The organism is Haliscomenobacter sp. (genome assembly GCF_033763495.1).
Lineage (GTDB): Bacteria > Bacteroidota > Bacteroidia > Chitinophagales > Saprospiraceae > Haliscomenobacter.
Genome location: NZ_JANRKL010000165.1, coordinates 1 through 8,385, shown reverse-complemented (window position 1 = coordinate 8,385; position 8,385 = coordinate 1). Strand labels below are relative to the sequence as shown.

General features: G+C 48.2%; 7 protein-coding genes. 4 read left to right on the top strand and 3 right to left on the bottom strand.

Annotated elements, in window-relative coordinates:
- From SFV55_RS17530 to SFV55_RS17515, 4 genes are all read left to right on the top strand, one after another.
- A partial coding sequence (locus SFV55_RS17530; protein WP_320030831.1) for a DUF2147 domain-containing protein occupies positions 1–1,699 on the top strand: 1,699 nt, incomplete at its 5' end.
- 79 nt (positions 1,700–1,778) lie between these two features.
- On the top strand, positions 1,779–2,888 hold the full coding sequence (locus SFV55_RS17525) for an MBL fold metallo-hydrolase (RefSeq protein WP_320030830.1): 1,110 nt from the start codon (positions 1,779–1,781) through the stop codon (positions 2,886–2,888).
- A 9-nt stretch (positions 2,889–2,897) separates the two neighbouring features.
- Entirely contained in the window at positions 2,898–4,097 is a 1,200-nt protein-coding gene (locus SFV55_RS17520; RefSeq protein WP_320030829.1) for an MFS transporter, read from the top strand.
- A gap of 138 nt (positions 4,098–4,235) precedes the next feature.
- A complete protein-coding gene (locus tag SFV55_RS17515; protein WP_320030828.1) occupies positions 4,236–5,114 on the top strand; it encodes a sterol desaturase family protein in 879 nt (292 codons plus the stop codon).
- An 81-nt stretch (positions 5,115–5,195) separates the two neighbouring features.
- Here SFV55_RS17515 and SFV55_RS17510 read toward each other — a convergent pair whose 3' ends face one another.
- The 3 genes from SFV55_RS17510 to SFV55_RS17500 all read right to left on the bottom strand — a co-directional run.
- Positions 5,196–6,632, bottom strand: a complete 1,437-nt coding sequence (locus SFV55_RS17510) for a DUF4942 domain-containing protein (RefSeq protein ID WP_320030827.1) — start codon at positions 6,630–6,632, stop codon at positions 5,196–5,198.
- A gap of 404 nt (positions 6,633–7,036) precedes the next feature.
- Positions 7,037–7,684: a hypothetical protein gene (locus tag SFV55_RS17505; protein WP_320030826.1), complete on the bottom strand. Its 648-nt coding sequence runs from the start codon at positions 7,682–7,684 to the stop codon at positions 7,037–7,039.
- Between the two features lie 48 nt (positions 7,685–7,732).
- Positions 7,733–8,385, bottom strand: a 653-nt coding sequence (locus SFV55_RS17500) for an ArdC family protein (protein WP_320030825.1), incomplete at its 5' end; no start/stop codon positions are given.

Here is an 8,385-nt window from a genome sequence, read left to right as displayed (position 1 = left end):
TGGATATGCCCTAAAAACCTCCTCTTTTTTAAAATCAAGCAGCATTTTTCATTTTCCAGTAGATTTCAAGCCCTTTGCAGCAGCAGATTTGCCCCAACACAAAAATCTGTTGACCATGCAAACCTTATCTTTTACTGAGATTTTTCCAAAAGCGCTAATGGTAGATTTCCTTCGTTATGCGTTAACAACTGGAATAATTTACCTTGTTTTTTGGGTCTTGTTTATTCAAAAATGGCGGCATCGCATCATTCAAAAAAAGCCCTTGCAACTTGCGAAAATGTACGCTGAATTTGCTTTTTCTCTGAGTACAGTTTTCGTTTTTGCACTAATCGGTACGGGCATTGCACTAGCTAAAAATGCTGGCCACACCCTAATTTACGATGATTTTGGGGAAAGGGGCTGGGTGTGGTTTTTGGTCAGCATTGGATTGATGATCGTCCTGCACGACGCCTATTTTTATTGGACCCACCGTTTGATGCACCACCCTCTGGTTTTTCGCCATGTTCACCTCGTTCATCACCAATCAACTAACCCTTCACCTTGGGCAGCGTATGCATTTCATCCCTTAGAAGCTGTTGTTGAGGCGGGTATTTTTCCACTCCTGGTATTCACCATTCCCTTGCATGGATTGGCCTTGTTCGTCTTTTTGGTGTACATGATCGTCCGCAATGTACTGGGGCATTTGGGGATTGAATTTTTGCCCAAAAACTTCCTCTCCAATCCTTTGATTAGTTGGCATACCAGCACCACCCACCACGATTTGCACCACAAAGATTTCAACCACAACTATGGGCTGTATTTCACCTGGTGGGATAAATGGTGCAAAACCGAGCATCCCAACTACGTTGAGACCTTTGAAGAAGTGACTACCAGGGAAAAAGCACCAGGTAATGGAATCAAAGCCTTGCTGATATTATTGCTAACGACACAGGCTATTTCGGCTCAGTCCGTAGCTGGTCTATGGCAAACCTACCATGACAAAAGTGGCAAACCCTTGTCTACGATTCGCATTCAGGAAAAAGGGAGCAGTATCGAAGGACGGGTTGAAAAAATTTTCTTACAAGCCTGGGAGGGCGAAGACCCGATCTGTGAAAAGTGCCCCGGAGACTTACAAGGCAAAAAGGTAATTGGTCTGCAATTTCTTTGGGGTTTTAAAAAAGCAGGCAACACCTGGAATGAAGGGCATATCCTCGATCCAGTTAGTGGAGAAACATACCAGAGTAAATTGTGGCTAGAGCAGCCCAAAGTGCTTAAGGTAAAGGGGTATTGGGGGGTGTTTTATCGCACCCAAACCTGGCACCTGGAGCAAGACAATCAGGACAATAATCCAGTAACTGGAACCTGGAAAACAATTGATGATAAAAGTGGTCAGGCCAAGTCTCTGGTCAAAATCTCGGAACAAAACGGTGTTTTATATGGGCAGATTTTAAAAATTTATCTACAGGACTGGGAAGGTGAAGACCCCATTTGTATCCAGTGCCCAGCACCCAAAAAGGATACAAAAATAATCGGCATGACCATCGCCTGGGGTTTTACTAAAAAAGAAAAACAATGGGAGAATGGCAAAATTTTAGACCCCGGAAATGGCAAAACTTACCTCTGTTCCATCTGGCTTGAAAATGAAAACACCCTTAAAATTCGAGGCTACTGGGGGCCTTTTTATCGCACCCAAACCTGGGTTAGAATAAAATCGGAGTAGCGACATTATTTATCAAATGTAAAAGGATTCCATTTCAAAAGACTTGAGCTTTGCAGCATCATTCACCAAAACTCAGCGCATGGAATCCGTAAAAACCATTGATGCCCTCACCTTAAACGCCTGGTTGTCCTCTGGCCAGCCAATCTCCCTGTTGGACATCCGCCCCATGCAGGAACGGATGGAATGGCGCATTCCCCAGAGTTTGCACATCGACGCCTACGACCAACTCAAAGCAGGGAATGCAGAAAGTTTGCAGGCCCTTTATCTCGATAAAAACACACCAGTAGTCACTTTTTGTGCTGGTGGAAAACTCAGCTTATTCGCCGCCGAAGTATTGACCCAAAGGGGCTATTCTGTATTTTCTTTGGAAGGAGGGATGAAAGCCTGGAACTACGCCTGGAATACCGCAGAAATGCAGGTGGGCGAAAACCTGAGCATCATTCAGGTGCGCAGATTGGCCAAAGGTTGTTTGTCTTACCTGATTGCTTCAGAGGGTGAAGCAATGGTCATTGATGCCAATCTTGACCCCGAAGTTTATTTGCAGCTTGCGCAGGAAAAAGGCTGGAAAATCCTCCATGTTGCGGATACACATATCCACGCTGACTACGTATCGCGTACTGGGGAACTGGCGCTGGCCAGTGGCGCTTCCCATTACATGTCGGAGCAAGCCAAGGTGGAGTATCCTTTTACCCCGATAAAAGATGGAGAAGGCATTGAGTTGGGCGGTAGCCGGGTGGTAGTCCTGCACACGCCTGGCCATACCGACGAAAGCATTTCCTTCTGGCTGGAGCAAGGTGTACTCTTTACGGGAGATACGCTGTTTACAGATGGTATTGGGCGCCCTGATTTAAAAGCAGATGAACAAAAGGCGCGTCAAAAAGCCAAGGCTTTGTTCAAGTCTTTGCAAAAAATCCTGTTGCTCGACCCGGCTACACTAATCCTACCAGCCCATCTGGCTACTTCTATCGATTTCCATCAGGGTTTGATTGCGGCGCGTTTGGACAATTTGGCCAGCAAAATTCCTGCACTTGCATTGACCATTGAAGAATTTGTTCAAAGCTTATTGGACAAACTCCCGCCCACACCCCCCAATTACCTGACCATTTCAGCCATCAACCGCAGCGGCGATCATGCCGATTACAATTTGGCTGATTTAGAAGCGGGTGCCAACCGTTGCGCCATTCAATAATTATAAAACATGGAAAACATAAAATTTGGACTTAGGGAAAATGGTGCCCAGTTCACCCTTTTAGTCGTCATCAACGCTTTCGTGGGGGGCATGATCGGCCTGGAGCGTTCCATTTTACCTCAATTGGCCGAAACGGCTTTTGGCCTATCCTCCAAAACGGCGATGTTGTCCTTCATTGTGGCCTTTGGGGTAACCAAAGCCATTTGTAATTATTTCACTGGCAGGCTTGCCAATCGATTGGGCCGCAAAAGGTTGCTGATCATTGGTTGGTTGTTTGCGTTGCCCGTTCCCTTTATCCTGATTTATGCGCCCAATTGGAACTGGGTAGTTGCGGCCAATGTACTGTTGGGCATCAACCAGGGTTTGAGCTGGAGTGCAGCGGTGATGATGAAAATTGATTTGGTGGGTGAAAAAAGCCGCGGACTGGCGGTGGGAATCAATGAATTTGCGGGTTATCTGGCGGTGGGTTTGGTCGCTTTTTTGACGGGTTGGATCGCTTCAGAGTACGGGGTGCGGCCTTATCCTTTTTATTTGGGCATCATTTTTGCGGTGGCTGGCCTGTTTCTGAGTATTTTTTTCCTGAAAGATACCCATCAGCATGTGGCGAAAGAACAGGAAAACAACCAACGTTTGAGTTTAAAATCGGTGTTTTGGGATACCACCTTTCGGCATCCTTCTCTCGGGGCAGTCAGTCAGGCTGGGCTCATTAATAACCTGAACGACGGGATGATTTGGGGCTTGTGGCCAGTTATTCTGGCAGCTAAAGGGTTTAGTTTGACAGAAATCGGGCTTTTGAGTGCCATCTATCCCACTACCTGGAGCATCAGTCAATTGTTAACAGGTCGCCTATCAGATGTTTATTCGAAAAAGGGTTTGCTATTCTGGGGCATGTTGTTGCAAGGTTTAGCCATTGTGGGCTCGATTTGGGCGGAGGGTTTTTATGCATTTGCCAGTATTGGATTGCTATTGGGCTGGGGTACAGCCCTCGTTTATCCTACTTTTATCAATGCCATTTCTGACTTTACTTCGCCGATGCAGCGGGCGGAAAGTTTGGGTGTTTTCCGTTTTTGGCGGGATTTGGGCTATGCCTTGGGAGCTTTATTAACGGGAGTTTTGGCCGATTGGTGGGGCATTTCTGGCGCAATCCTCTCAATTGGTGCGCTAACCATCTTTTCTGCTCTGGTGATCCAAATTCGTTACACTAAGTAGTGGAGCAAAAATAAATGTTCATTTTTTTCAAGCCATAGGTTTAGATAAGACACTTAAATTGAACCGTTTACTTATCTAGTCCTATGGCAAAATGAACAATAATTTTTTTATCGCCCATAACCATTGAACAAGTTAGACATGAACAAATACATCGAGATCATTGTACAGTCCTACCAAGGTTATGCGGGCTACCTGCTGCATGAAATCATCAGCCCGTCTTGGGGCAATTATTTTTACTGGCTGATTGGCATTTCTTTGTTCTTTTTTGGCCTGGAATGGTGGATGCCCTGGCGCAGGTCCCAAAAGTTGCTCAGGAAAGACTTTTGGCTGGACGTGTTTTATATGTTTTTCAATTTCTTTTTGTTTTCGCTGATTGGTTTTTATGCCTTATCCAATGTGTTTGTGGAGTTTTTTAATGGTTTTCTGGCCAATGTTTTGGGCATTACCAATCTGGTGGCGATTTACTTGGGCGGCTTGCCTGCATTGGCGCAACTGGTTTTGCTTTTTGTGTTGAGAGATTTTATCCATTGGAACATTCACCGTCTTTTGCATCAGGTGCCTGCCCTGTGGGCGTTTCACAAAGTGCATCATTCGGCCAAAGAAATGGGTTTTGCTACCCATTTGCGGTACCATTGGATGGAAAATGTAGTGTATAAAGTCTTGGAGTATTTGCCATTGGGGATGATTGGGTTTGGCATTCAGGATTTCTTTTTTATTCACATGCTGACCACTGCCATTGGTCATTTCAATCATTCCAACATCAAAGTACCTTTGGGTTTGTTGAAATACATTTTTAACAATCCCCAAATGCATACCTGGCACCACGCCAAAGTGCTGCCGGATGATCGCCCGCATGGGGCCAATTTTGGCATTTCACTAAGTGTATGGGATTATATTTTTAAAACGGCTTATGTACCCCACGATGGGGATAGCATCGAACTCGGCTATCCGGGCGACGATGAAATGCCGGATGATTTTACTCGGCAGGCCGTTTTTCCTTTTCAAAAAAATGATTGAATAGGGCTACCTACAAAATAGTAAAACATACAAAAGCCAATTCTACAAATTTTGAATTACACTTATTAGAGCTAGCATCTCTTACTCAAACTCCTCCCGCAGCCACCCCTTTTTGCCCCACACAAAACGATTCAACTCCCGGTGCAAGTCCACATCCTTGAACACCAGGTGCAGCGTTCCTTTTTTAAAAAACCTCATTTTGAAAAAAGTGCTCTCCGTCTCCCGGCACGAGCGATCCTTGAAGGCCTCGCGCAACGCATCAACGATGCTTAGAATCTCCTCCAATCGCTGACCAGTCAACATACAAAGTGCCTTGTCTACATCATTAAGCCAGACATCCCGGCGGTTGTAATACAAACTAAAAGACTGATTGTACTTGGAACATTCCACAAAACCCGGTAAAATCACCTTGCGGCCTACCTCGTACTTGTCATTCGTTTTCCAGCCCTCGCGGTACACCCGATTGTCGGCGCTGTAGCGGCACATGGTATCAAACACGTCAACCACACATTGCTCCAGGATAGACTTTTGGTTGTCGATCAACAGTTCCAACAAAGCACGGATGTTGTCCTCTGAAAACACCTTTTGCCCCTGCAACTGGCGATGTTTCACAAAGTTCTCCTGCATCCGGGCGGTCAGTACCTTTTGAAACTGGGTTTGTTGGAAAAGGCTTTGCCAGGCCAGGTCGGTTAGGGCCACATTGAACTCCGTCACCCGGAGCGCAGGAGTGGGTTCCTTGAGTGCCGATTCAATCATACTTGTCAGTTTGTACACGCAACCCTGGAGCAAAGGCTGAACATAGAAATTCAGTCGCTCGTAGCACTTCACCAGTTCCTGGAAAGTGGACACAGCGGCTTGTTGCCAGCCCACCATGTGGCGGATGAAGTCGGGGCACTCCAGCGCCGTTCCCTGACTTTGGTTGGCAAACCAGGTCTGAAAGTCCTCGGCAGCGGGAGGCTTGGGGGTTTGTAAGCCCTCCAGAAAATCAAAAGCTACGTTGGCCTGCACCTTGTGCAAATGTACCAGGGCAACGTCAACCTCGGTGGATCGCTCCGCGTCTGAGAATGCACGGGGGAAAAATTGGATTTCACCATGATCCGCAATCAGTTTGGCTAAAAGTTGGCGCTCTTCCGTGTAAGGATTGCGGATCGTCTCCGCGTTCAGGAGGCAAAGGACCTGGCCTTCCTGGAGGATGTCCCAGGCGTGGAGCAGGTGGCGGGCACCCTGAGAAAAAGGCGGGTTCATCACAATCAGGTCGAAGTAGTACCCTTGCCCAGTGAAGCCAAGAAAATCATCGTTGAGGATCGGGACACCCTTGCCATTGAGGATCAATTGCAACTCCGGGTCGAGCTCGCAGCAAGCAACCCGGGGGTGACGTGTTCGGGAGCGGATCGCCTCGACGAGGTCGCCTTTGCCCGCACTGGGTTCAAGAATCGAGTGGAACTTATGGAGGTTGATCCGGGAAAGCATTTCCTGAGCCAACCAATCGGGGGTTGGGAAAAATTCGGGGTGGAACATGGTAAAGGGAGGTTTGAGGGTGGGGTATCCCCTACCCTATTTTGAGTGAGCAATTAGCAGGTGATTCCATTGATTGCATTGAGCGACACTTTTTAACCACAGCGTTTCTCAGAGTTTAGGCCACCTGCGGTGGAAAAGAGGACACAGAAGCCGATTGGGTAGTGGGCAGCTTCGCTGCGGTTTTTTGAACCACCTTTTTTGAACCACCTTAGAAACCTTAGGGCACCTTAGAAAGCGGCAAAAGCGGCATTTTTTAGCACAAAGGACGCCAAGGCAGCACGATGGACACAAAGGAGAGGCGTTGACGGGGCGTTGGGTCGAAACGGCTAGGGAAGCCAGCAGCTGCAAGCTAGGGGAAAACTTCAGCTATCGGGTGCTCGGTTCCCGATAGCCTGGAATAACACCTAAGCCGCTGCCGGCAACTCTGTAGCTGGTTCAGCCGCCGTCAATTGGGGACAGGCCTCCACTGGCGGGTTGTAGTTGTAGCTCAGGATGGGCTCTGCGTCGCCGGTGAGGGTATCTTCTCTCCATAGCGGCATCCCTTTGAAGATGCTCTCCTGCGTTGCGATCGCCTCAAGGCTCAGGCGTTTGAAACTGAACTCTGCGATAAAAAAACGGCTGTTTTTGGCCTCGGGTGCCTTGCTAGTGCGTTCGGCGGGAGTGATGGTCAATTCGATTTGGCAGAGGTTGACCTGGTCATAAAAAATCTCCTCGTTGAGGCCCATCAGGTTGTCCACACTGTAGCCGTGCAGCAGGAGGTTGCAGACCTGGTGGTCTTGATTCAGGAAAAAAAGTTCCGCCCAGCGCTTGGTACTTTGGCCCAGGATGCTGTCGCGGAAAATCCGGAAAGCGATCGGGATCAGGGTCAAAGATTCCTTGGGTTTGGTGATGGGGGTTTCCCCTTTCAGGTTGAACATGCCCCGGCTGGCGTCGAAGCGGTACTGGCGGGGGCGACCGGGGAGATAAGCGATGGGCGCGATGGCACCAGTTTCAGTGTCTACCAATTTCGCCACATTGGCGGAAGACAACGGCAATAGAGTTGCTGTTTCCATTATTTTACGGTTTTATAAGTGAGAAAATATAGACTGAGTAAAAAGAAATTAAGCAAAAACCTCTTGAGGTTGCAAAAGCAGATCCGCAGCTTTTTGCGCCTGCGCGGCAGCATTGAGGATCAGTTTGGGGTCACCTTTCAGTTTGTTGATCCAAGCCTGGAGGTAGGCGGCGGCGTTGGCATCCAGTTGCGGCGTATCAATCTGACAATGCGCGCAAACAAAAGCCGAACAAAGTTCCGCCACCAGTTCCTCCCGGCTGTAATCCGGGCTACCAAAAGCGGGGATTGGCTCCCCTTCCGGGAAACGATTGAGGCGGGACGGGTGGCCAGTCCAATGCGCCAGCTCGTGAAAGAGCGTCGAATAATAGCCCTCCGGGGTGTTAAACTGGTGCAGCTCCGGCATGCGGATAAAGTCCTGAAAGGGGTAATAAGCCGCTGAATTTCCGGCGTGAACAATGTTAGCACCCGTACTTTTGACCAATTCCTCGCAGCGCTCAATCCGTTCATGAGCTGTAAACAATTGGTTGGAAGGATACTCAAAATCGATGCCTTCAATATCGATTGCATTGAACACATGGTAACAACGCGGCTGAGGAATGCGCACTTTGGCGAGGGCTTCGTCTTGGACCTTTTCGCCCTGGGCATCGAGGTAGAGCCAGTGCCAGAAAAAGACCAGGTCAGCTTTGGCCCCCTTGCGGATAC

Excerpts from the sequence above, each read along its gene's own strand:
- SFV55_RS17525 (WP_320030830.1), top strand. The coding sequence starts at position 1,779 with ATGGAATCCGTAAAAACCATTGATGCCCTCACCTTAAACGCCTGGTTG.
- SFV55_RS17520 (WP_320030829.1), top strand. The coding sequence starts at position 2,898 with ATGGAAAACATAAAATTTGGACTTAGGGAAAATGGTGCCCAGTTCACC.
- SFV55_RS17515 (WP_320030828.1), top strand. The coding sequence starts at position 4,236 with ATGAACAAATACATCGAGATCATTGTACAGTCCTACCAAGGTTATGCG.
- SFV55_RS17510 (WP_320030827.1), bottom strand. The coding sequence starts at position 6,632 with ATGTTCCACCCCGAATTTTTCCCAACCCCCGATTGGTTGGCTCAGGAA.
- SFV55_RS17505 (WP_320030826.1), bottom strand. The coding sequence starts at position 7,684 with ATGGAAACAGCAACTCTATTGCCGTTGTCTTCCGCCAATGTGGCGAAA.